Genomic DNA, 19,875 nt, shown 5'->3' on the forward strand with positions numbered 1-19,875 from the left:
TGACGCTTTTTACTTTCTGTGAGTAGATCGTTAGTGCATCAACATGACTTTGCCACATAATCATTACATGATTGGCCATCTCGTACTTACTTAGGTAACTCCCCATGCTTACATTGCGTCAAGGCGTGCGTTTTACCCTCACTCTATGGACGCTTGGTTGCTTGACGACCATGACGAGCTTTTCTGCACAGGCCGCGAATGTAAGCGTCACCGACACCGATGGCATCCCCTTGGAAAATGCCGTAGTGGAGGTCTATTACCAGCCTGCCGCGCCTAGCGACATTCAGACGAAAAATATCGTTCAGCGTAATGCCTCCTTTAACCCCCGAGTCACAACGATCCCTACCGGCAGCTATGTGGCGTTTCCGAACGAAGATACCACACGGCACCACGTTTTCTCTTTTTCACCTGCGAAAACCTTCGAGCTCGAGTTGTTTCTCAGCGAAACACCGCCGCCCGTTCACTTTGACCAAGCCGGCGTTGTGGTGCTGGGTTGCAACATTCACGACCAAATGCAGGCGTTCATCGTGGTCAGCGATGCGCCTTATGCAGCACTGACTGACAGCGAAGGCCGTCTTTCACTCCCAGCGCTTCCTGACGGCGCCCACCGAATGCGCGTATGGCATAGCCGCATGGACGATAGTCAGAACGTATGGTGGGAAGGTGAGATCAGCGATGCTGACACTTTGACCGTGGCGTTGGAGCTCAACGCAGTGCCTCCGCCCGCCCCTACACTCTCGCCGCTGCAACAGCGTTTTCAAAACGCTACGCATAGTCACTGAACGAGGGAACCATGCGCTTTCGCACGCGATTAACGCTCGTTCTGTTGACGGTCGTGATCATTTCACAGCTAGCAACGGGGATCGCGTTTTTGCGCGCGACCCAAAACGATGCGTTAACCAAAGGCAATCAGCGCTTGGAGGTTGGTGCCAGGGTGTTTGAGCAGTTGCTGAACATTCGCGGCGAGCAGTTACTAGGTAACGTGGCCATTCTCGCCGAGGACTTTGGCTTTAAAAGCGCCGTTGCCACCCAGGATACGGCCACGCTCTACTCGGTGTTGGCCAATCATGGCGATCGTGCCAAGGCCGACTTGGTGATGCTGAGCGATTTGAACGGTAACGTTCTAGCCAGCAGCCACCATGCCCAAAACAGCCCCATGCCGTTTCCAGACCTGTTTCAACGTGCCCAGCAAACCGGCAGCGGAGTCGGTGTGGTGATCGATGATGGCGAACCTTACGAGTTCGTGCTTCTACCGGTACGCGCACCCAATCTGATTGGCTGGGTCGGCATGGGGTTTTTGATCGACGAGAACGTGACCTCAGAGCTCAATGCACTCACCGGCTTGGAAGTCAGCATTGTCACTTATGACGCCAGTGGCGATATCAGTTACCTCGCCAGCTCCCATAGCGATCAGTTGGCCGTCAGCTTGATGAGCGATAGCGGAAAACAACTGATAGAGGGTGCTTACACGCCCAATCATCAACTGTCGCAGGAGAATGGCTACTTCTCTTATGCGACGACCTTGATGGCAGACCCAAACTTCCAAACATTCGCGCTCATTCAGCTCTCTCGCGACGAGCTACTGGCGGCTTACAGTCGCTTGCAGTGGCAGCTACTGAGTATCGTTGCGCTAATGCTGCTTTTGACGCTGGTCGTGGCGCTCTGGAGCGCACGAAGCATCAGCAAGCCACTGATTGGTCTAGCCCAAGCGGCTAAACGCATTGGCCAGGGTGAGCATATCGACACTATCGCTAGCGGCAGCTCGGTGACCGAGACCAATCAATTAGCCAAAACGCTACTCTCCATGCAGGGGGACATTGCCGAGCGTGAAGCCACGCTGCTGCATCAGTCGCGTCACGATCTGCTCACTAATCTGCCCAACAGAGTCAGCGCTTTTGAAGACATCCAACGCTTCATTCGGTTGAAGACACCTTTTACGCTGCTGCGTTTATCCATCAATGACTTTCGCGACATCAACGATACCTTCGGCTACGAGCTCGGCGATCATCTTCTGGTGACCCTCGCTGAACGTTTGCACCGCTTGCCCGCCCCCGCCGAAAAGGCGTATCGCCTGGATGGCGACGAGATGATGCTGATGATCGACGCGCCCGAGCTTGACCAGCGCAAACGTGAAGAGATAATCGAAGAGATCAGCGAACCGATTAGCTTGGAAAAATCGCTGATCGTCCCATCGCTGTCTGTCGGTGAAGTCAGTTATCCCACCCACGGCGACGGCGCCCAACTGCTACTGCGTCGCTCGGACATTGCCCTCGATAAAGCGCGTCGCCATCGTCACTCCCACGAGCGCTACGTGGAGGGCCAAGACGAACAGCACCTGCGCCAGCTCATGTTGATTCGTGATCTTCAGGAAGCGGTAGACAACGGTGAACTATGGATGGCCTATCAGCCCAAAGTCGACACCACCACGGGCAACGTTTGCCAATTCGAGGCGCTGATGCGCTGGCGCCACCCCACGCTCGGTTTCGTTCCCCCGGACGAATTCATCGGTTTGGCCGAGCGCTCAGGCAATATTGGCTTACTCACTGACTGGATGCTAGACCACGTATGTGAGCAGCTTAGCGACTGGAAACGTCAAGGTTGCCATCTCTCGGTGGCCATCAACCTCTCGGCAAGCGACGTGATCGATCCTGGCCTGTCAATGCATATCCACGAGCTGTTCGAGACTTACGGCCTGTCGCCTGACCAGCTTGCACTGGAAGTCACCGAAAGCGCCGTCATGCAAGATGTTGATGCTGCGACTGAAACGTTAATGGCGCTTAGCCAAATGGGGCTTACGATTGCCGTTGATGACTATGGCACCGGCTATTCATCCCTGGCGCAAATCAGACGGTTACCGGTCAATGAGCTCAAAATCGATAAATCGTTCGTTTTGAAGCTGGATACCCAGCAAGAAGATCTCACCATCGTCCGTTCGACCATCGAGATGGGCCACCATTTAGGGCTCAAGATCGTTGCGGAAGGGGTAGAAAACAGCGCCAGTGCCGAGATATTGAGCCACCTACGCTGCGACTATCTTCAGGGCTATTGGATTGCCAAACCCATGCCCGCGGAAGCCATCACCGACTGGCTAGACGAATTCAAGCCGTTGTCACTCTCGGCCGAGACGGCTCACTAATTAAAAAAGGGAACGTTATGCGCAAGACTGGCTCATCAAAACGGCGCGCTATCGTCACGGCGACCGCGCTCAGTACGCTGTTGGTCGCTACTGCCAGCATGGCGGGCAGCCGTATTCTAGGCACCGGTGCCGTCAGTGCCATTGAGGGAGCAGCCGGGGGCGGCCTCTCCCCCTGGGCCGTGCTGTCGAGCACCGCAAGCGACGATGAAATCGGCGTAACCGCTGCGGCAACACGCGCCTGGGTCGATGACTATCGACTCACTGTGACCAGCGCCAGCCTAAACCTCCATGATCGCATGGAATTCTCCATTGCTCGCCAATCGTTCGAGCTGTCGACGCTAGGTGGAGAACTGGAGCAGAACATTTACGGCGCAAAAGTACGCCTATTCGGCGACGTGCTGTATCACCCGCTTGGCATATGGAGCGCTGGCGTCATGCATAAACGTCTGGTGGACGGCAGCGTACCAACGGCCCTCGGTGCCGATGACGTGAACGGTACCGATACCTACTTGAGTGCCAGCAAACTGCTCTTCAATGCTTTCTTGGGGCGTAACGTGCTGATCAACGGTACGCTGCGCAACACCTCAGCCAACCAGGGCGGCCTGTTAGGATTTGGCGGGGATCAAGGCGGTCACGCATGGATGGCGGAAGGTAGTGTTGGGGTCTTCGTCACTCCCAACTGGATTGTAGGGACCGAATACCGCCAAAAACCCGACAACCTGAGCGTTGCCGAAGAGGAGGATTGGCAAAGTGTCTACAGTGCCTACTTCTTCAATAAACACGTCTCGTTGACCGGCGCGTGGTTGGATTTAGGCGATATCGCCGGGCTGCCGTCTCAGCGTGGCGGCTACCTCTCGCTGCAAGCAGCGTTCTAAATCGTTCACACCGACCCACCAGGCTTATGCCCCACCCCCTACAACGCCTAATCAAAAAGATCACGAAAGGAGCCGCCATGGGATTTTTCATGATGAGATCACTATGCGCGTTACGCTGCACGACCATGGCCAGCGTATTCGCTGGAGCGCTGCTCATCACAGGCTGCAGCGCACATCAGCCCCAGAACGTCACGCTCTATGAGCGCATGGGTGGACAGGCGACCATCGATGCAGTGGTCGAGAATCTGCTTTACCGCATTGCCGATGACGACGAGATCGTCAGCTACTTCGCCAATAGCAACATCGATCTGTTTGCAGCTTCGCTTGCGACGCAACTTTGCGATGTGGCCGATGGCCCCTGTCAGTATGATGGCCCACCCATGGACCGCGCCCACCAAACCATGGGCATCACCAACGCCCACTTCAATCGTGTGGTGGAATATCTCGACGCCGCCATGGCGGATGAAAACGTACCGCTAGCCGCCCGCAACGACATGCTGGGCCGTTTGGCCCCCATGTACGACGACGTCATGCGCTTGCAGTAATTTGCCAGCCGTCGCGCCCTGCGGTTTTGACTTGATAAAGCGCTTTGTCGGCCGCTTCATAGGCCGCCGCGAACGAAGTAGCGTCGGCCACAAAGCGGGCGCCCCCAATACTCAACGTCACGTCCTTATTGTCGGGATGCGCTGGATGGTGGCACTGGGCTTCTTCCAGTCCCAATTGCAGTGCTTCACAATGATGCACCAGCATTTGGTCGTTGGGGCATGGCAGTAGTGCCGCAAACTCATCACCCCCGAGCCGGTAAAGGCGCGCCTGTTCTCCCAATGCGCTCTTCAGTAGCCTTGCGAGCCTCCGTAACAGGCGGTCCCCCTCCGGGTGGCCCAGAGCATCGTTATACTGCTTGAAGAAATCGATATCGACCAGGATCAAGCCCATCGAACAGCCTGTATACGCCGCAACGTCTTGGTAGAGCGCGCTGCGATTGCCAATGCCGGTCAGAGGATCGCACATGGCCCTAGCCATCCAGGCAATTTTTTCCGAATTCGCCCGCTCGGTGCGTTTAAGCTGGCGTTGGTGCATGATCCAAAACAGCAGGCCCAGCGCAAAAATTAGCACGCTTGAATACGTCAGTATCTGATGGTGCCGACGAGTGCTGGATGAAAAATCATTGATGACCACACCGCGTTGGTCTAGCTGATTCATCTCGATGCGAGTCAGGCACTGAACCGGAATGAACAGGGCATGAGCGGCATCGAAGGGGTCGACCTGCTGAGTATCGAGGAGCTCGGCAAGTTCATCCATGAGTGCCAAGCTGGGTTCGGTGCAGGCATATTTTTGACGGTAAACGTCCACGTCGAACAGACCGTAGGCAAGTTCCAGCGAGTGACGAGCGCTATTGATTTCGAGAGGTGAGGCGGCGACCAACAGCTCCTCTTGAGCGCGCTGCACATAGCCTCGCGCACGGGTCGCCAACTGCTGGCCAGTGAGACTGCCGGTCTGGCTGAAATAGGCTTGGATTTCAGGGTAGACCCAGCGCGCTTCGTAAACGATCAGTACCATCAGGCCCACGAAACTCATCAGACTCAGCGACAGCCAGTTAAACAGCCGATGCACCCCCCAGCGAACTGACAAGCCTTGCTGCTTATTTGGATCTGGAGAGGTCACCACTGTGCCTCAATGCTGCGAATCATCCAAATCCAGTCGTTGAAGTCGCGCAAGTTTTCGATATCTCGTCCAGAATACTCCCGCTCGACTAGCCGGATGGGCCCCCGCGAGCGCAGGCTTAGGGGCTCGCCATCTTCGATGGTCACCAAGTACCAACTCGGGTCGTCCCAGCCGCCAAGACTGACCTCGTAATCATCCCAGGCGGTAAAGTGCAATGTCGGCGGCACCTCGCCAAAATGCTCGATCAAAAAATCACGGAAAGAGATGCCGCGCATGTCGACATCACGGCCTTGGAAAGGATCGAAAACGGTAAAGGCGGTATCGGCACGATCACGCAAATCACCCAGTGCTACCTTTTGCGTGGACTCCCCATTGATCAAGCTCAGCGCTTGTGCTTGAACCGCGGGCGACACGCCAACCAGTAATAAGGTAACGAGCACCATGGCTGCTTTGGAGCACGCCCTACCGAAGCGCAGGGGCAGACGAGACGGAACAGCATTCATAGCAGGCAGCTTCCTAGTTTGGTTTAGTGCACGATAAGATCCATGCACTTTACCAGAGCAAGAAGGCCAATGCTCTTCAACGTCTATTAACACTTTCGGCTCAATCGATTCCCTTTGGGGGTCCGTGGCCAATGAGAATCAGTGAAGTAAAAAGCACAAAAAAGCCGACCCAAAAGGGCCGGCAACAGGAAGCTTACACCTTGGCGTAAGCCCCCTCCCCTGACGACTGATACCGTCGATTGACGAAAGCAGTATCACGCTGCGAGCTATCTGCACATGAGAGTCGTTGCAATCACGGTTTTTTGCGTTCGTCTTTGCGCAGGTGGTCACGAATCACGAAGCCTACCCACCCCACCATGAAAGCGATCACTAAGGCGACCGTGGCCAAGCCAAAAATAACAGCGTCGTCCCAGTACATGATGTTCCCCTCCCGCTGTGATGTATGGGGCCATCGTACTGCGTTAAGCCAAGAGGAAACTGACCTGGATCAAGCTTTCAAAATGACCGCCTCAAAGGCAGCCGTGCACTTGATGCAGGTCAGTTTTTAGGGGGGGCTTACAACACTTTGCGATCTTCCACTTTACTATGTTCGGTGCCCGGCGGCAGCGGGTGGCCCTTGGCAAGCTCGGCACGGGTTGCCTCACGCACGTCAAGAATGCTCACTTGGTAGCGCAGTGTGTGGCCAGCCAGGGGGTGATTGGTGTCCACGGTGACGTCATCACCGTCAATGGCCAGCACGGTCACGATTTGTGGCCCCGCTTCGCCTTCCGTTTGAAAACGGCTACCGGGCTCGATGTCCGCGCCACCAAACGAAGCGCGGCTCACCTTCTGCACCAACGCTTCGTTACGCAGTCCATACGCATCCGCCGCCGTTAGCGTGACGCTCACTTCATCGCCTGCGGTTTTACCGGCTAAATCACGCTCGAGGCCCGGCAGAATATTGTCATGACCGTGAAGGTACTCCAGCGGCTTTTGACGTGCACGGGAGTCATCCAGCACGCGGGTGCTACCATCGCTGAGCACATCGCTGAGTACGTAGTGCAAGGTCACTACCTGATGGGCGGTAATCGACATGGAAAACTCCTCTCCGGTAAGCTGTCGCCTTTGTCATGGCACGCTGACCATGAATCCTTGGCACAGTCTAACATCGTCGGGTTTTCCAGCGGGCCACGTCACCGATGTTTTCTTTCTGGAGAAGCCCCTTTCATGCCCACCCCGATACCCCAGCGCAGTTGGCTGGCGGCGCTTGGCATCTACTGCAAAGCGCCCGTGATCACCATGCTGTTTTTAGGCTTTTCGGCAGGCTTGCCCTTTTTATTGGTGTTCTCGACACTCTCGGCCTGGCTGCGCAGCGACGGCGTCGACGTTGCCGCCATCGGCTTTTTCGCCTGGATTGGCATGCTCTATTCGATCAAATTCTTCTGGGCCCCGGTGGTAGACCGGCTCGAACTACCGCTACTGACCCGCGCCTTTGGGCAACGCCGGGGATGGATGTTGCTCGCCCAAGGGATGATTGCTGCTGGCCTCATCGGGCTAGCGGGGCTAGAGCCGGTAGGCAATCTGGGTTGGGTGGCCGCCTTTGCACTACTGGTGGCATTTGGCTCCGCTACGCAGGACATTGCCATCGATGCCTATCGTATCGAATCCGCCGATGACGATGTGCAGGCAGCCATGGCATCGACCTACATCATCGGTTATCGCGGCGGACTGTTAGCAGCGGGCGCCGGGGCGCTCTACGTGGCCTCGGCGGTTTCGTGGCACGCGGCGTATCTGACCATGGCGGCGCTGGTGGGCATTGGCGTGATGACCGTGTTGATTCGCCCCGAACCCAAGCGGGCCTCGTTAACCGTGCAGCTCATCCATGAACCCAAAGTACGCGCCTTCATTCGTGCCAGCCGGGGGCAGCCTAAAACACTGCGACGTTTGGGGGCCTGGGCCATTGGCGCTATCGTTTGCCCGTTTACCGATTTCTTTCGTCGCTTCGGCGTGAAAGCGATCGCTCTTTTAATCTTCATTGCCGTGTTTCGTATCAGCGACTTGGCCATGGCCTCCATGGCCAATCCGCTCTATATCGACCTGGGCTTTTCGCTGGCGACCATTGCTAACGTCACCAATGTGTTTGGGATCGCCATGAGTATCACAGGGGGGATTTTGGGGGGACTGCTAGTCGCCCGGTACGGTATTGGAGCGCTGTTGATAGTGGGTGCGGGGCTGGTGATGATCACCAACCTATTGTTTGCAGTGCTCGCGCTGGTCGGTAACCAGCTACCCATGCTGGTGGTGACGATCATCGGCGATAATCTGGCCAACGGCTTGGCAAGTGCCGTGTTTATCGCATTCTTGTCGAGCTTGACCTCGCGCGCCTATACCGCCACACAATACGCGTTGTTTTCATCGCTAATGACACTACCGGGGAAATTCCTGAGCGGCTTTGGCGGCATCGTGGTGAGCGCTCAAGGCTATCCAACGTTTTTCGTCATCGCGACGCTGCTTGGCTTGCCTGCCATCGTGCTGGCGATATGGATAAGCCGCGACAAGCAGCTGGTGGCCGCTCCGACGAGCGGCGCACGTGATTAGCCGCTCGTCCAACGAGACGAGCCGTCATCAGCAGTGAGTGGCCAGCCACTCCAGCGCCCCAGGCGTTGTGCGCCACTGGTCACGCATCAGCGTACGATACTGCCACGCTTCCGCCCGTGAACCCGGGTCCACTTGGCCATCGGCATGGGGCATGGAAGGCCTCGGATTCTCGGCGCAAATCATCTCCAGCGCGTGGCGATTATGGGCCTTGACGGCTTGAATGGCCAACTCCGCCGCGTCTTGCTGGCCTAAACGATAAAGCGCGAGCGTGCGTCCCATGAGCAGCCCCAGCAACAGTGAGCCATCGTCTTTCTGGGGCTCTTCGGTCAGCGCCAGCGCTTCTGCGTTACGGTCGTCGCGTAGCAATTGATCGAGCACCAGTTCTCTCAAACCCAAACTGTCCTCTTGATCGATGGTCAGCAGTTCTTCGGCCAGCTCTCGGGAGTGCTGGCGAGCGCCGCGCTCCATGCCTACCACCAGCGCCAAACCGGTGCGCAGCAAAATGGCGTTATCGGCATCGTCCCAGCATAGGCTGCCTTCGCCAGCCGCGCGCGCCTGTTCCAACCAGCGTGACAACCGCAGGGCCAGCGGCTCCAGCAGCGACGGCGCCATCCACGGCAAGCTGCCGAAGCGGCTGGTCAGTGCCAACGTCAGATCTTGCACCACCTGAGGGGCGTCTAGCCACTCCGGATGTGCGCACAACGCCGACATCCACTCCACGGCATTGCCCCAAGGATCGTCACGGAAGCCCAGGGCCACGTCCTCGTCTACCATGACCTGGAACTGCTCGTGCCAGGCAGCAAACAGCGTCTCTTCACGAGCCGAGGTGGTGTAAAGCAACCGTCCCGAATCCGGATTCTGCTCAATCGAAAGCTTTGGCGCCACGGGCAGCGCGGCCAACAGCGCTTGGAGGGAGACCAGCGGCGTGGCCATGTCCTCTTCGGCGCTCAATAGCTGATCGGCCAGCGTGGCACCCGGGTTATCCGCCAAAGCGGCCAAGAAGTCGAGCTGGTCTTCCTCCAGATCGCCCTGACGTACCAAGCGGCGATACCAAAAGTTGGCACGCTCCTTAGCCTCGGCCTCATGGCCTTCGTGGAGCAGCAGCATGGCTTCGATATACGCCAGCGTTGGAGAATCGGGTAGCGCCTGTTGGGCTTTTACGAACGCCGCCCGGGCGCTGTCTAGATCATCGTTATCCAAGTGCATCAAGCATAGCCGCTCCAGGGCGACGCCACGCAGGAAGAGCGGCCCACGCTCCATGACGTCGTCCAGTAAATCGGCGCGCTTGCGAGTAAAACCGCGCTCTTGGTAGATATCCAACAGAATCTCGAAAGCGGGCTCGGCTTGCTCAGGCAGGCGCGACCAGTCGCTGCCATCGAACAGCGACTCTAAAATCTGCATAGAGCGGCCCGTTTGACCACTCTCAGCGGCAATTAATCCCGCTTCCAGCAGGGCTTGCGCCGGTGCCTGCTGGCTCTCCAGCGCAGCTTTCAGCGTGGCGCCCTTCCACTCGCGCAGCGACAGCATCCACATCATCTGCTCGGGAATGTCCGTTGGAAACTCGACGCGGTAGCAGCACTGCTTGTATTTGCGCCCTGAATCGCACCAGCAAGGCTCGTTGCGACCTGGCGTCGCCAAGGGTTCGCAGGCAAAATTCAACCTTTCCAAGGGTGTCTGCGACCATAGAATGGGCGCCAAGGCTTGTGCTGTCGCCACGTTATCGTTGAAGCAGGCAGCGCCTTGGTCACGCACCCAGGTCATGAAATCGGGGTAGTGTTCCTGCTGCCTGATTGCCGAGAGTGCCCCTGAGGCAAATCCCAGCAGTTGATCGACCCATACCGCTAGCATTGCCATCTCCAACACGTTGATCGGTCACCGACTATTCGGCGGCATAGTCTAACACGGTCGATGCGCCACACGCAGGAGGATTGGCCCTCGCCCCTGGTCCTGCTAGTGTAACGACAACGATGCTAGACAAGAGCGACGACGCGATGAACGATCTTCAGCTAATCACTCGCCAGGGACGCGCCATAGCCCCTCACCTACACGCGTTGGCGCGGCTGCGCATCCAGGTCTTTCACGACTACCCTTACCTTTACGAAGGTGATCTGGACTACGAGGCAGATTACCTGGGCCGCTACGCAGACAATCCGGCCAGTTTGTTCGTGCTCGCTTTCGATGGTGAACGCCTCGTGGGGGCCTCCACGGGCCAACCGCTGGTCAACGAGGTGGAGGCATTTCGTCAGCCTTTCGAAACGGCGGGCATCGCCCCCACCGGTGTCTTTTATTACGGCGAGTCGGTGCTGTTACACGACTATCGTGGTCAAGGCATTGGCAAAGCGTTCATGCAAACCCGGGAAGCTCATGCCAAGGCTCGAGGATTCGAAACGGCGGCCTTTTGCGCCGTCGAGCGCGAGGTCGATCATCCTGACAAACCGCCAGCATATGCACCGCTGAACGGCTTTTGGAAGAGCCAAGGCTACCAGCGCTACCCAAACCTGCGGGCACGCTTTGCCTGGAAAGATCGCGGCCATGACCAGGAGACCGAAAAGACCCTGGTGTTCTGGCTCAAGCCATTGACGAGCTGATACGGCTCATGCCGAACCTCTAGCCCAGCGCAGCAGCGGCTCGGTGCGTCCATGCATGTCCAAACGCGCCTTCAAGCGCACCAGATTCCAGTAGTGGCCATTGAGCGCACGTGAGAGCAGAAGCGTATCTGCCGGTGGCTGCAGGCGGTCCATGGCCGCCCATACTTTAGGAGTGAGTTCCCGCAAGCGGCGGTGAACGCGCACGTCGCTAAAATCCTGCTCGCCGGGCGCGAACAGCGGCGTAATGCACTCGGCGGATTCCCGATATAGTGCCAGCGGTGCCCCTTGGCCCTGGCGGCCGCCCATCTTCATTAGCGCCTCATCCATGGCCAGCGGGTCTCGAGCCAGGGTGGCATCCAGTAGCTGCATCATGGCTTTGAGCCGCGCTTCGGGGACGGGGATCACCGCACCTAGATCGTAAATCACCAAACGGCCCTGGTCGTCGCAAGCGAAGTTACCCGCATGGGGATCGGCGTGCAGTTCACGGTAGGTAAACAGCTCTTCGGTGATCCAATCTGCCAGTGCCACCGCCACCTTTTGCCGTGTAGCGTCGTCGGCACTTTCTAAATCGCGCAGCGGCGTGCCGTCGACAAAGCGCATGGCCAGCACGTGCTGGCCAGAGAGTTCGAACAGCGGCTCAGGGATCACCAGCGCGGGATTATCACGGTAGCGCTCCCGGTAGCGAGCCAGCGCCTCGGCCTCGGCGTGGTAATCCAGCTCGTCACGCAGGCCCGCCGCCAGCTCCTCGAACAGCGCATCCAGCCGTGCTTGGGGCACCTTGAACCAGCGCCCCAGCCCCATGATGCGCTTGACTTGCTTTAAATCGCTCTCCAACACGTCGGCAAGGCCGGGATACTGCACTTTGAGCACCACCGTCTCGCCGTCTAGCGTGACCGCTTTATGAACCTGCCCCATGGAGGCACTGGCGAAGGGGCGCTCTTCGATCTCATGGAAGTGCTGGTCGATATCGCCGTACTGGAGCACCAGCGCCTCGTGAATCTTAGTCCAGGGCATGGGTTCAGCCTGACGCTGTAGACGCGCCAGCTCGTTGGCAAGATCGGGTGGCAGCAGGTCATCCCACTGGGACATGATTTGCGCCAGCTTCATGGCCGGGCCCTTCAATTCCGAAAGCCCTTCAAAAAGCGCCTCGCCCAGCGACCGCCAATCCGCTTGGCCTCCCAGCCGCGTTTTAAGCAAAGCCCCTCCCGTGCGGGCACCCAGCCCGAATAACCGTCGTGTTCTACCGCGCTCGCGCATGAACCTGATCTCTCAAGATTTAGTATCAGCTTACTCAATTCGCTAATTTTATACAAAAACTATACGCCAAAATTTTACGCGACACCCTTCGAGTAGCTGTATAAATTTTCACGCCTCACGCCCAACCGCCGGGCGGCTTCTGCTACCATGACCCTCTGTCGAAGACCGCTGCCAGGGGCCCTACCGTATGCGCTTGATTATCGCCGAGAAACCCAGCCTCGCCCGTGCCATTGCCGACGCCCTGCCCGGTGGCGGCAAGCGCCAGGAAGGCGCGATTGTGTGCGGCGATACCACGGTGACTTGGTGTTTGGGTCACTTGCTGGAGCAAGCCCCACCTGAAGCCTACGAGCCTGCCGATAAACAGTGGCGCCTCGACCGGCTGCCCATCGTGCCCGGCACATGGCAACTCGCCCCGCGCCCCAAAGCCCGCAGCCAGCTCGCGGTGATTCGCAAACTGATCAAACAGGCGACCAGCGTGGTGCACGCAGGCGATCCAGACCGTGAAGGTCAACTCCTGGTGCAAGAGGTGATCGAACATCTGAAGTACCGTGGCCCGGTGCAGCGGCTTTTAATTAGCGACCTCAACCGCCCAGCGGTCAGCCGAGCGCTAGCCAGCCTGCGGTCGAATGCTGAGTTTCAGCCGCTGTTTCAGGCCGCCCAGGCTCGCTCCCGGGCCGATTGGCTATACGGCATCAACCTGACGCGCGCTTGGACGCTCACCGGCCGCCAGGCCGGGCACGATGGCGTGCTCTCGGTGGGCCGGGTACAAACCCCGGTGCTGGGGCTGATCGTGCGGCGAGACAACAGCATCCGCGCCTTCAAGCCCTACCCGTTCTACCCGCTTTGGGTAGATTTACAGGTGGCGCAGGGGCAGCTGCGCGCGTGGTGGGCACCGAAAGCCCATCAACCGCTGGATGATCAAGGCCGACTGACGGACCGCACGCCCGCTGATGCACTGGCCGCCCAGCTCCCCGGCACGCATGGTACACTCAGCAGTCTAGAGCAGCAGGAGAAACGCCAAGCGCCCCCGCTACCCTACTCGCTCTCAGCCCTCCAGGTTGATGCCGCCCGTCGACACGGGCTTTCCGCCCAGATGGTGCTGGATATTTGTCAGCGGCTTTATGAACAGCACAAGCTGATTACCTACCCTCGCTCCGACTGCCGCTACTTGCCCGAGGAGCACCTGGCGCTTGCCCAGCGCAGCCTAAGTGGTGCTTGCCAGAATGACGACATGTTACGAGGATGGCTCGACGGGGCCGACTTCACCCTGCGCTCGAAAGCCTGGAACGACAAGCAGGTAGGCGCGCACCACGCGTTGGCTCCGACGGGAAAACCCGCCGATGTCAGCCAGCTTTCCGCTACCGAAGCCCATGTATTCCGGCTGATCGTGCGCAACGTCATGGCGCAGTTCTACCGTCCGCTGCGCACCTTCGAAGTGAAAGCCGAGTTCACTCTGCTAAACGAAGTCTTTCGCGCCCGCGGGCAAAGCATTCTCGACCCTGGCTGGAAGCCGCTGTTCACCACCCGCGAAGAAGCCCCGCCGCTGCCGCCGCTCACCAAAGGCGAGGCCTGCCAGGTCCTTGGCACAGGCGTGGAAGAGAAAGAAACCCGGCCGCCGGAGCCGTTCACCGATGCCAGCCTGATCAAAGCGATGATGAACATTGGCCGCTACGTGGAGGATCCAGAGGTGCGCCGCACGCTGCGTGACACCGATGGCCTGGGTACCGAAGCCACTCGCGCTGGCATCATCGAAACCCTGGTACAGCGAGGCTACTTGGTGCGACAGCAAAAAGCCCTACGCGCCACCAAACTCGGCTGCGCGCTCATCGCCGCCCTGCCCAGCGCCGTCAGCACGCCGGAACGTACCGCCCTTTGGGAGCAGCGCCTGCGGGCCATTTCCGAACAGCAAGACGACCCCAACGCCTTTCAACACGCGTTGCTAGAAGACCTACGCGCGCTGCTCGGCCAAAGCGACGCGGCCAAACTGCGCCACAGCCTACAAAACGCACAAGGCGAGGCGGCTAGCCCCGTCAAACGCAGCGGTACTTCTAAGAAAAGCTATACGCGACGTAAAAGTACTGGCAACAAGAGTACCGGCAGTAAGAAAACCACGGGGAGCCGCAGCAGTGCGGCGGGGAAGCGGCGAACCAAGAAAGCAACGGTCTAGGCACTCCCGCCTGGCGACGCGTTGCTACAAAAACCACCAAACTACCAGAAGCAGCGCGTAAACGATCAGCGATATGAGTGTGACAAGGCCAAATAAGCGTACTTTTCTGTCTTTGAACACAGCGCCATTTTCGCCCTCTAACGCTTTCGCTCGATCAGCAAATTGTTTGTATTGCCAGCTTGCTGATAACTCGAAGATGGCGAAGAGTACGATGATGATAATGCCGATCATTCGAGTATGAAACGCGCGCTCGATTGCTTGCATGTTGCATTCATCTAGCAGTGAGTAATGTGCCGTTAGAAGCCCAATAGTAAAGGCGGCACAAACTCCCATCATCACAAACCGAATGGCACCTAAGTGACGGAGCTGATTCATGAGCTCAGTGAATTGCACATCGATGGAAATGGGAGGCATGACGTAGCCCTTCACTACTTAGCGAAATGAACGTCGTCCAATGCTGACGTCGCCTCAGTACAGAAGCTACTTTAGCGCATGACCATAGGAATTTCGGTTAGTTAACAGGATGATAATAGTGGTCGTCACCACGTCTCATCTGCCCCCGGTGGGCCAAGATCCATGGGTACATCGGGAGCAACATCTAACACCCCTTGCACCTGTTTAAGCCGCTGCGCGGTGGCATCGTCGGCAGCACCGGTAATGCAGCCAATTTCCTCTAGCACCTCACGGACCGTGAGCCCTTCGGCGCTGAGGCGGGTGGCGATGTCTTGAATCGGTTGATCGCTGGAGATCGTGATTAGCCATAGCGTGACCGTTGCCATTGAGTGTCTCTCCACAAGTCGTGCGCTGGGCGCTGGAGCTTAGACACCCAGCGCATAGTGAGAGTTAAGGGGCCTGCACCAGTCCAACGCCTACCTGAGCGTCAGGCAGAGGCAACGCTTTAGCAGAAGCCACTAACTGCTCCCAGAGTTTGCGGCCACGCAGCGAGGCATCCGACTGTGCCCAAAGCGCCGCGCAGCCCGCCACGTGGGGCGCGGCCATGCTGGTGCCGCTGATCGATTTATGCCGCGTGGGCCGTGGCCACGATGAAAAAACATCGCGGCCAGGGGCCGCAATCTCAATTTTTCCGTAATTGGAAAAATTAGAGGGCGATAAGCTGGGGTCTAGAGACGCCACCGACATCACCGTGGGCGAATTGGCCGGTGCCCCCGTTTGCGTCGCGGCATTCCCCGAGGCGGCAATCACCAGGCAGCCGTTACGCAGCGCCGCGGCCCCGGCATGAGTGTAGGCCGCCTGTACCGGGCTTTGGCTGCCCAACGACATCGAAATCACTTCACACCGATTGGCAATCGCCCAGTTCAAACCGGACAGCACGCCGGCTCCGGTACTGCTGCCGGCATTAGTGAGGACTTTTCCCACCTGAATCTGCGCGTCGTAAGCGATGCCGTAGCGCGGCGTCGTACCGGCAGGAGCCTGAGGGCCGCAGGCGGTGCCGATACAGTGGGTACCGTGCCCGTTCATGTCCTGGACGGCCTCTCCAACGAACGAGCGGGTAACGAACTCCCTGCCTGCAAAATCGGTGTGGCCCAGATCCATGCCGGTATCCAATACAGCGACTTTGATGCCCGCCCCGCTCCAGCGGCTTTGCGGCACCTTGCATCGGCTTAACCCCCAGGTCGGCCGCAGCGCTGTTTCTAGTTCGGACGGGGCCTCTTCGCTATCCAGTTCTACGCCCAAATCCTGTGCGATAGTAGTGGCAGCACGTAAGAAGCCACGCAGATACTCCGAGTGTTCCGAGAACGCAAAATACTCCGGCTCGATGATCTCGATGGGGCTATCTGCCGCAAGCGCATCCAGCACGCCCATGCCATGATGCTCGATGGCATCACCGCCAATCAGCGCCACGCCGATCTCAGGAAACACCATTGCCTCGGCATCTCCGGCTTCCTCGAGGCTCACCGCTTGATCGTTGAAGTCACGGGCATCCGCGACGCGTAGGTGATGGGCTTTCAATGCCTGGATGCCCTCTTCCACTTGGCCATCGCGGTAGCTGATGAGAAAGCGCCCGGTCTCCAGGCAGCTCCCTCCGCGCTCCAGGGCGTCCAGCAGCAGCTTCTCAGGGCCACAAGCAACCGTGGCGCGTGGCTGCTGTGTGGGCATATTGCCCTTATCCGTTGGTTTTTTCGCCATCGTCGACATCCTTTTCTTTGAGCATTAGCGCAGTACGACAAGCACATGTTAGCACCTGCCGTTTCAGCTTAACGCACATGGGACGCTTCGCCAGAAGAGGATGATGACGCCGCGCTAATCGCCGAGGGCGGGTAGGTGTTCGTCATCGCGCAGCGTCAGCACTTCAACCCCCGTCGCCGTCACAGCCACGGTGTGCTCCCACTCGCCGAGAGCTTTTTGTCGCTGGTGACAACGGTCCAGCCATCGCGCTTGGTTTTGATTTTGGCTTTGCCCATATTGATCATGGGCTCAATGGTGAACACCATTCCCTCTTGCAGCGTAAGGCCTTTGCCCCGCTTACCATAGTGCAGCACTTGAGGCTCTTCGTGCATCTCACGACCAATGCCGTGGCCGCAATATTCACGTACAACCGAATAGCCGTGGCGTTCAGCGTGATACTGAATGGCGTACCCCGCGTCGCCTAATGTGGCACCGGGCTTGACCGCATGGATACCCTGCCACATGGCTTCATAGGTTTTATCCACCAAACGCTTGGCGTTGGGCGTCACGTCCCCTACCAAATACGTTTTGCTGGAATCGGCAATAAAGCCGTTTTTTTCCAGGGTGATATCCACATTAACGATATCCCCCGATGTCAATATCTGGGTGTCGGATGGGATACCATGACATACCACGTGATTCACCGAGGCATTCAATACGAAGGGATAATCGTACTGGCCCTTGCTCGCCGGCCGGGCGTGCAGCTCATCGACAATGTAACGCTCGGCCCAGCGGTCGATAGCCATCGTCGAGATCCCCGGCACGATGCGCGTATCGAGATAGTGAAATACCTGCGCCAGCAGCTTTCCAGCCTCACGCATCAAGGCAAGCTCTGCTGGACTTTTCAGCGCAACCCTACTCACCCATCACCTTCCTGACATCCACGTCGGCTTGCTTCATTTGTTCATGAATAATGTCAGTGAAAGACATACTGGGGTTTGCCTCAGCCAGCATGCCTATTTTGATCCAATACTCCGCCTGTGCGTTGATTGACCGCACCATCACCGTGCTCGCCTTGCGCAACTCTTCATGCAACTGATCGTCAATCTTCACGATACCCATCACGCCACCCAATATATGAAATGAATACACAATATATATGTATCATATATTTTCAAAATAGGCGCAACAAGTGACGGCTGCCATCAACAAGATGGCCTGCCGAGGGCCAACGGTGTCAGGGGTGGCGCTATTGGGAGGGGAGGTTACATCTGTCTCTCGAAATCGGCACGGCATTGCTGGCTAACCGCCAGTTATTCAAATGTATATCACCATGTAGAGTGTTTAACCCTGTGGTTTACCTCGCCGCCTCGGTGGGACGACCCACCAACTGGCCAGCACTAATCCACCAAACAGCGTGTAGACCACCGCAAACACCCATTCTGGCGCGGAGAAATAAAGCAAACGATGCAACCAGTGCTGAATAAACGATCCTGCATAGGTAGCAACGCCCGCCTCGGCGCGTAGCGCCATTTCCAGGGTAGTTAACGGGCATACCACTCCTAACCATGCCTGCGCCACTACATAACCAATGGCGCTCAAATGGAGTAACCGAAACGGACGATGATGGACCCACGCCCAGCGGCATCCTCGCCCAACGTAAATAGCCACCACGCCAACCACCACGAAAGCGACGAACAGCACGTGGAGAATCAGCACGAGATCGGCAAGTAGTAGCCATTGGCTGGGCAACATCACATCAAAGCCGGTTGGTTAACGGGGACTGAGACCTTCGCGGCCTACCACCACGCGGTCTCTACCAGCGCGTTTGCCTTCATAGAGTAATTCATCAGCGCGTTTGATCAACGCCTCCAATCCACTCGCTTCTGCATCTTTGGTGGCTACGCCGATGGTGACGCTCGGTGTCAGTTCGCTCACGCCATCTTTAAAGACCAATGCCGCCACTCGCTGCTTCAAGCGTTCGGCGATGTGCTCCGCCTCGGCAGCACTTGTGCTCGGCAGAGCCACCACGAACTCTTCCCCACCAAAGCGTCCGATCACATCCGATGGGCGCAGCGCGTTGGCGCAGACCTCGGCAATACGGACCAGCACCCCATCGCCATAGCTGTGCCCCCAGGTGTCGTTGATGTGTTTGAAGTGATCCACATCGATCATCAATAGGCTGAACGGCGTACGATCGGCTTGGCAGCTCTGCAGCAGCTGTTTAGCCACGTTCATAAAGTGGCCCCGGTTATTGAGTTTCGTCAACGCATCCCGCTCAGCCAGCACCCTCAACTGCTCTTCTAACGACTTCCGATGGGCGATTTCTTGATGAAGCTGGCTATTTTGATCGCGCTCTTCATGCAATAGCGCATACTGCTTGCGCTGCAAGATTTCCAGGCGCAGCAAGGCAAAAAACCCCACCACCATGCCCATGATCAGCAGCAACGAGATCAACAGTGTCGGCACGGGTGCCACATCAGCAAACAGCACCGCCGCCACTAAAAAGCCAATATTTAGATAGAGGCTTGCCGCCGTCACGATCATCAAGCGATTGGGAATCAGCAGATAGAACGCCATCGTGGCTACCACTACGGCCGTGATTTGCGTGGATAGGCTCTCAGGACGCAACGGCACGATCAAAATGATACCCGTGGCGAATACCCACAACGGTATGGCATGTAGCCAACGACGGTCATCACACTTGCTACCCTGCCGCACCAAATACACCACCAACAGGCATAGACTGACCACCACAACGCGCAGGGCCAACAGCGTATAAAACGCACGGGTAAGACCCAACAAGTAGTAATCCGCGATGGCAAACATGCCAAACACACCAGCCGCCACGCTCACGGCAAGACGGAACTCGCTTCGCACGCGTTCTTGGATAGACCAACGATACCTCTGCTCACGCCTAGCATCGCAAAATTGGCCGGTTAGCCCATGCACCACATCCTGCTTTTTTTGTAACGGCACA

Annotated in this window: 19 protein-coding genes and 1 pseudogene; 7 read left to right on the forward strand and 13 right to left on the reverse strand. The window is 57.7% G+C overall.

The window, feature by feature from the left end:
* The first annotated feature begins 104 nt into the window (after positions 1-104).
* The 4 genes from MHM37_RS01125 to MHM37_RS01140 all read left to right on the forward strand — a co-directional run bounded on the left by MHM37_RS01125 (position 105) and on the right by MHM37_RS01140 (position 4,556).
* Positions 105-782 carry a Cupredoxin gene (locus MHM37_RS01125; RefSeq protein WP_239295680.1) on the forward strand — a complete coding sequence of 226 codons (678 nt, stop codon included), beginning with the start codon at positions 105-107 and terminating at the stop codon, positions 780-782.
* Between the two features lie 11 nt (positions 783-793).
* Positions 794-3,136, forward strand: coding sequence for an EAL domain-containing protein (locus MHM37_RS01130; protein ID WP_239295679.1), 2,343 nt, complete (start codon positions 794-796; stop codon positions 3,134-3,136).
* Between the two features lie 17 nt (positions 3,137-3,153).
* Positions 3,154-4,011, forward strand: coding sequence for a DUF3034 family protein (locus MHM37_RS01135; RefSeq protein WP_139527335.1), 858 nt, complete (start codon positions 3,154-3,156; stop codon positions 4,009-4,011).
* 89 nt (positions 4,012-4,100) lie between these two features.
* Entirely contained in the window at positions 4,101-4,556 is a 456-nt protein-coding gene (locus MHM37_RS01140; protein ID WP_239295678.1) for a group 1 truncated hemoglobin, read from the forward strand.
* Here the strand turns inward: MHM37_RS01140 and MHM37_RS01145 are convergent.
* From MHM37_RS01145 to MHM37_RS01155, 4 genes are all read right to left on the reverse strand, one after another.
* Positions 4,540-5,643, reverse strand: coding sequence for a GGDEF domain-containing protein (locus MHM37_RS01145; protein WP_239295677.1), 1,104 nt, complete (start codon positions 5,641-5,643; stop codon positions 4,540-4,542). The two genes, MHM37_RS01140 and MHM37_RS01145, sit on opposite strands and share 17 nt — an antisense overlap.
* A gap of 29 nt (positions 5,644-5,672) precedes the next feature.
* Positions 5,673-6,179: a hypothetical protein gene (locus tag MHM37_RS01150; RefSeq protein WP_231125641.1), complete on the reverse strand. Its 507-nt coding sequence runs from the start codon at positions 6,177-6,179 to the stop codon at positions 5,673-5,675.
* A gap of 292 nt (positions 6,180-6,471) precedes the next feature.
* Positions 6,472-6,597, reverse strand: a complete 126-nt coding sequence (ccoM, locus tag MHM37_RS17060) for a cytochrome c oxidase subunit CcoM (protein WP_255303935.1) — start codon at positions 6,595-6,597, stop codon at positions 6,472-6,474.
* 137 nt (positions 6,598-6,734) lie between these two features.
* Positions 6,735-7,253, reverse strand: coding sequence for a peptidylprolyl isomerase (locus MHM37_RS01155; protein ID WP_139527334.1), 519 nt, complete (start codon positions 7,251-7,253; stop codon positions 6,735-6,737).
* Positions 7,254-7,385: 132 nt separating this feature from the next.
* On the opposite strand from MHM37_RS01155, the gene MHM37_RS01160 reads away from it, so the two are divergent.
* Positions 7,386-8,756, forward strand: a complete 1,371-nt coding sequence (locus tag MHM37_RS01160; RefSeq protein ID WP_239295676.1) for an MFS transporter — start codon at positions 7,386-7,388, stop codon at positions 8,754-8,756.
* Between the two features lie 27 nt (positions 8,757-8,783).
* Here MHM37_RS01160 and MHM37_RS01165 read toward each other — a convergent pair whose 3' ends face one another.
* On the reverse strand, positions 8,784-10,604 hold the full coding sequence (locus MHM37_RS01165; protein WP_239295772.1) for an SEC-C domain-containing protein: 1,821 nt from the start codon (positions 10,602-10,604) through the stop codon (positions 8,784-8,786).
* 119 nt (positions 10,605-10,723) lie between these two features.
* Between MHM37_RS01165 and MHM37_RS01170 the strand changes: the two genes are divergently transcribed.
* Complete coding sequence (locus tag MHM37_RS01170; RefSeq protein WP_239283639.1) at positions 10,724-11,344, forward strand: GNAT family N-acetyltransferase; 621 nt, start codon at positions 10,724-10,726, stop codon at positions 11,342-11,344.
* 6 nt (positions 11,345-11,350) lie between these two features.
* Here MHM37_RS01170 and MHM37_RS01175 read toward each other — a convergent pair whose 3' ends face one another.
* Positions 11,351-12,601 (reverse strand): AarF/ABC1/UbiB kinase family protein, encoded by a 1,251-nt coding sequence (locus MHM37_RS01175; protein WP_139527332.1) that lies wholly within the window; start codon positions 12,599-12,601, stop codon positions 11,351-11,353.
* A gap of 187 nt (positions 12,602-12,788) precedes the next feature.
* Between MHM37_RS01175 and MHM37_RS01180 the strand changes: the two genes are divergently transcribed.
* Positions 12,789-14,768 carry a DNA topoisomerase III gene (locus tag MHM37_RS01180; protein ID WP_239295675.1) on the forward strand — a complete coding sequence of 660 codons (1,980 nt, stop codon included), beginning with the start codon at positions 12,789-12,791 and terminating at the stop codon, positions 14,766-14,768.
* Positions 14,769-14,792: 24 nt separating this feature from the next.
* Here MHM37_RS01180 and MHM37_RS01185 read toward each other — a convergent pair whose 3' ends face one another.
* From MHM37_RS01185 to MHM37_RS01215, 7 genes and pseudogenes are all read right to left on the reverse strand, one after another.
* Positions 14,793-15,182, reverse strand: coding sequence for a hypothetical protein (locus tag MHM37_RS01185; protein ID WP_139527330.1), 390 nt, complete (start codon positions 15,180-15,182; stop codon positions 14,793-14,795).
* 125 nt (positions 15,183-15,307) lie between these two features.
* A complete protein-coding gene (locus MHM37_RS01190; protein ID WP_139527329.1) occupies positions 15,308-15,547 on the reverse strand; it encodes a hypothetical protein in 240 nt (79 codons plus the stop codon).
* 64 nt (positions 15,548-15,611) lie between these two features.
* Positions 15,612-16,916: a S8 family serine peptidase gene (locus tag MHM37_RS01195; protein ID WP_239295674.1), complete on the reverse strand. Its 1,305-nt coding sequence runs from the start codon at positions 16,914-16,916 to the stop codon at positions 15,612-15,614.
* 114 nt (positions 16,917-17,030) lie between these two features.
* Positions 17,031-17,818 (reverse strand): annotated as a pseudogene (gene map / locus MHM37_RS01200) (type I methionyl aminopeptidase).
* The gene (locus MHM37_RS01205; protein WP_139527326.1) at positions 17,811-18,017 is read right to left on the reverse strand and encodes a ParD-like family protein; all 207 of its coding nucleotides are present in this window, start codon (positions 18,015-18,017) and stop codon (positions 17,811-17,813) included. The pseudogene map and the gene MHM37_RS01205 overlap by 8 nt, the downstream one beginning before the upstream one ends.
* Before the next feature lie 222 nt (positions 18,018-18,239).
* A complete protein-coding gene (locus MHM37_RS01210) occupies positions 18,240-18,650 on the reverse strand; it encodes a DUF2784 domain-containing protein (protein ID WP_239295673.1) in 411 nt (136 codons plus the stop codon).
* 18 nt (positions 18,651-18,668) lie between these two features.
* The gene (locus MHM37_RS01215; protein WP_153843701.1) at positions 18,669-19,874 is read right to left on the reverse strand and encodes a GGDEF domain-containing protein; all 1,206 of its coding nucleotides are present in this window, start codon (positions 19,872-19,874) and stop codon (positions 18,669-18,671) included.
* Position 19,875 lies beyond the last annotated feature (1 nt).

Source organism: Halomonas sp. MMH1-48 (assembly GCF_022348105.1).
In the GTDB taxonomy this organism is placed as follows: Bacteria; Pseudomonadota; Gammaproteobacteria; order Pseudomonadales; family Halomonadaceae; genus Vreelandella; species Vreelandella piezotolerans.

Excerpts from the sequence above, each read along its gene's own strand:
- MHM37_RS01175 (WP_139527332.1), bottom strand. The coding sequence starts at position 12,601 with ATGCGCGAGCGCGGTAGAACACGACGGTTATTCGGGCTGGGTGCCCGC.
- MHM37_RS01160 (WP_239295676.1), top strand. The coding sequence starts at position 7,386 with ATGCCCACCCCGATACCCCAGCGCAGTTGGCTGGCGGCGCTTGGCATC.
- MHM37_RS01195 (WP_239295674.1), bottom strand. The coding sequence starts at position 16,916 with ATGGCGAAAAAACCAACGGATAAGGGCAATATGCCCACACAGCAGCCA.
- MHM37_RS01135 (WP_139527335.1), top strand. The coding sequence starts at position 3,154 with ATGCGCAAGACTGGCTCATCAAAACGGCGCGCTATCGTCACGGCGACC.
- ccoM (WP_255303935.1), bottom strand. The coding sequence starts at position 6,597 with ATGTACTGGGACGACGCTGTTATTTTTGGCTTGGCCACGGTCGCCTTA.
- MHM37_RS01165 (WP_239295772.1), bottom strand. The coding sequence starts at position 10,604 with ATGCTAGCGGTATGGGTCGATCAACTGCTGGGATTTGCCTCAGGGGCA.
- MHM37_RS01210 (WP_239295673.1), bottom strand. The coding sequence starts at position 18,650 with ATGTTGCCCAGCCAATGGCTACTACTTGCCGATCTCGTGCTGATTCTC.
- MHM37_RS01140 (WP_239295678.1), top strand. The coding sequence starts at position 4,101 with ATGATGAGATCACTATGCGCGTTACGCTGCACGACCATGGCCAGCGTA.
- MHM37_RS01155 (WP_139527334.1), bottom strand. The coding sequence starts at position 7,253 with ATGTCGATTACCGCCCATCAGGTAGTGACCTTGCACTACGTACTCAGC.
- MHM37_RS01185 (WP_139527330.1), bottom strand. The coding sequence starts at position 15,182 with ATGCCTCCCATTTCCATCGATGTGCAATTCACTGAGCTCATGAATCAG.
- MHM37_RS01190 (WP_139527329.1), bottom strand. The coding sequence starts at position 15,547 with ATGGCAACGGTCACGCTATGGCTAATCACGATCTCCAGCGATCAACCG.
- MHM37_RS01150 (WP_231125641.1), bottom strand. The coding sequence starts at position 6,179 with ATGAATGCTGTTCCGTCTCGTCTGCCCCTGCGCTTCGGTAGGGCGTGC.
- MHM37_RS01130 (WP_239295679.1), top strand. The coding sequence starts at position 794 with ATGCGCTTTCGCACGCGATTAACGCTCGTTCTGTTGACGGTCGTGATC.
- MHM37_RS01205 (WP_139527326.1), bottom strand. The coding sequence starts at position 18,017 with ATGGGTATCGTGAAGATTGACGATCAGTTGCATGAAGAGTTGCGCAAG.
- MHM37_RS01125 (WP_239295680.1), top strand. The coding sequence starts at position 105 with ATGCTTACATTGCGTCAAGGCGTGCGTTTTACCCTCACTCTATGGACG.
- MHM37_RS01170 (WP_239283639.1), top strand. The coding sequence starts at position 10,724 with ATGCTAGACAAGAGCGACGACGCGATGAACGATCTTCAGCTAATCACT.
- MHM37_RS01180 (WP_239295675.1), top strand. The coding sequence starts at position 12,789 with ATGCGCTTGATTATCGCCGAGAAACCCAGCCTCGCCCGTGCCATTGCC.